We start from the raw sequence: 2,110 nt of genomic DNA on the forward strand, positions 1-2,110 counted from the left end.
AAGACCGGTTAGAGCGCTTCGAGCGAAGTGGACACCGGTTCGCGTCAGCAAAACGCGTCAGAACATGAAACAAGAGCCACCGTCCGATGTCATCGGAACGGAAATGGCTCTAGTGATGGGGCTGCTGCGCTCCCATTCGACGGCCTCATGCGTCCCGAACCGGTTGAGCTAAAGACGATCGGCCGCTAGCGTGCGGCGTTATCGGGGTTGGCGGGGACCATGGCGGAAGAATTGCCCGGAACGAACGTTGCGGTTGAAACGGCTGGCGGAGATGCACTTTCTGCCGCGGGTCAGCCGCTATTGCGCATCGAGGGCGTCGCCAAGACCTTCGGCACGTTCCGCGCCGTGGACGGCGTCTCGCTCGACATCAAGGCCGGCGAGTTCTTCGCGCTGCTGGGGCCCAGCGGCTGCGGCAAGACCACCCTTTTGCGCATGCTTGCCGGCTTCGAGGCACCGGACCAGGGGCGCATCCTGCTCGGCGGCAAGGATATCGCGCAGGCCCTGCCGCACGAGCGTCCGATCAACATGATGTTCCAGAGTTACGCGCTGTTCCCGCATCTGTCGGTGCGCGACAACATCGCCTTCGGCCTGAAGCGCGCTCGAATGAAGCGCGCCGACATCGCCACGCGCGTGGCCGAGATGGTGGCGCTGGTCAAGCTCGAGGGATTGGAGAAGCGCAAGCCCGACCAGCTCTCCGGCGGCCAGCGCCAGCGCGTGGCGCTTGCCCGCGCCCTGGCGCGCAGGCCGCAGCTCCTGCTGCTCGACGAGCCGTTCGCCGCGCTCGACAAGAAGCTGCGCGAGAGCACGCAAGGCGAGCTGATGGAGCTGCAGCGGCGGCTCGGCATGACCTTCATCATCGTCACCCACGACCAGGAGGAGGCGATGACGATGGCGAGCCGGATCGGCGTGATGAAGGCGGGAAAGCTCGCCCAGGTCGCGAGCCCGCGCGAGCTCTACGAGGCGCCGCGCTCGCGCTGGATCGCGGAGTTCGTCGGCGACATCAACCTTTTCGACGGTGAGTCCAAATTGCGCGATGGCCATCGTCTGGTGATCGGCACGCGTGATGCGGGGGCGCTGGTGGTGGCCGAGCCGCGCGAAGCCGTCGGCACCGGAAAACTGGCGGTTGCGATCCGCCCCGAGAAGGTGAAGCTGTCGCGCCGCGGCCCGGTCAGCGAGGCCGGCCGCGAGAGCGCGATCAACCGGCTCGATGGTGTGATCGCGGATATCTGCTATCTCGGCGGCACCACCACCTACAAGGTGAAGCTCGACACCGGCGGAATGATACGGGCGTCCGTCGCCAACAGCGCGCGCCTCGACGTCGATGCCTACAGCCTGAACCAGCATGTCGTCGCCTGGTTCACGCCCGACGATTGCATGGTGCTGCAATCATGAGCTCCCGCCGCATCTTCGCAAGGCCGGCGCGCTTCGCCGCGATCGCGCCTTACGTCTGGATGGTGCTGTTCTTCCTGGTGCCGTTCGCCTTCGTGCTGAAGATCAGCCTGTCGCAGACGGCGATCGCGCAGCCGCCCTACGAGCCGGTGTTCGACCTGGCAGCTGGCTGGGGCGCGCTCAGGGCCGCGTTCGCAGCGCTCTCGATCGACAATTTCAAGCTGCTGGTCTCGGACGACCTCTATGTGTTCGCCTATGTGCGCAGCCTGACCGTCGCCGTGACCGCGACTGCGCTGCTGCTGCTGATCGGTTATCCCATCGCCTATGGCATGGCGCGGCTGCCGAGGCGCTGGCAGGCCGTGGCGATGGTGCTGGTGATCGTGCCGTTCTGGACCTCGTTCCTGATCCGCATCTATGCCTGGATCAACATCCTCCAGCACGACGGCCTGCTCAACCGGATCCTGCTGGCGCTGCACCTGGTCAGCCAGCCCGTGGTGTGGCTCTCCACCGACACCGCGATGTATATCGGCATCGTCTATTCCTACCTGCCGTTCATGATCCTGCCGCTCTACGCGACGCTCGCCAAGATGGAGCCGGTGCTGGAGGAGGCGGCCTCTGACCTCGGTGCGCCGCCCTGGCAGGTGTTCTGGCTCGTCACCTTCCCGCTGTCGCTGCCCGGCGTCGGCGCCGGCGTGCTCTTGTGCTTCATCCCGATCGTCGG

Annotated in this window: 2 protein-coding genes; both read left to right on the top strand. The window is 65.9% G+C overall.

Translation table 11 applies throughout. The annotated features are described in order from the left end of the window. Positions 1 to 219: 219 nt before the first annotated feature. The gene (locus tag JHD07_RS11960; protein ID WP_291622242.1) at positions 220 to 1,392 is read left to right on the top strand and encodes an ABC transporter ATP-binding protein; all 1,173 of its coding nucleotides are present in this window, start codon (positions 220 to 222) and stop codon (positions 1,390 to 1,392) included. After that, positions 1,389 to 2,110, top strand: a 722-nt coding sequence (locus tag JHD07_RS11965; protein ID WP_291622249.1) for an ABC transporter permease, incomplete at its 3' end; no start/stop codon positions are given. The genes JHD07_RS11960 and JHD07_RS11965, both read left to right, overlap by 4 nt.

The organism is Bradyrhizobium sp. (assembly GCF_016462955.1).
Lineage (GTDB): Bacteria > Pseudomonadota > Alphaproteobacteria > Rhizobiales > Xanthobacteraceae > Bradyrhizobium.

What these genes read in the sequence shown, in the direction of transcription:
- JHD07_RS11960 (WP_291622242.1), top strand. Translation starts at nt 220, where the DNA reads ATGGCGGAAGAATTGCCCGGAACGAACGTTGCGGTTGAAACGGCTGGC.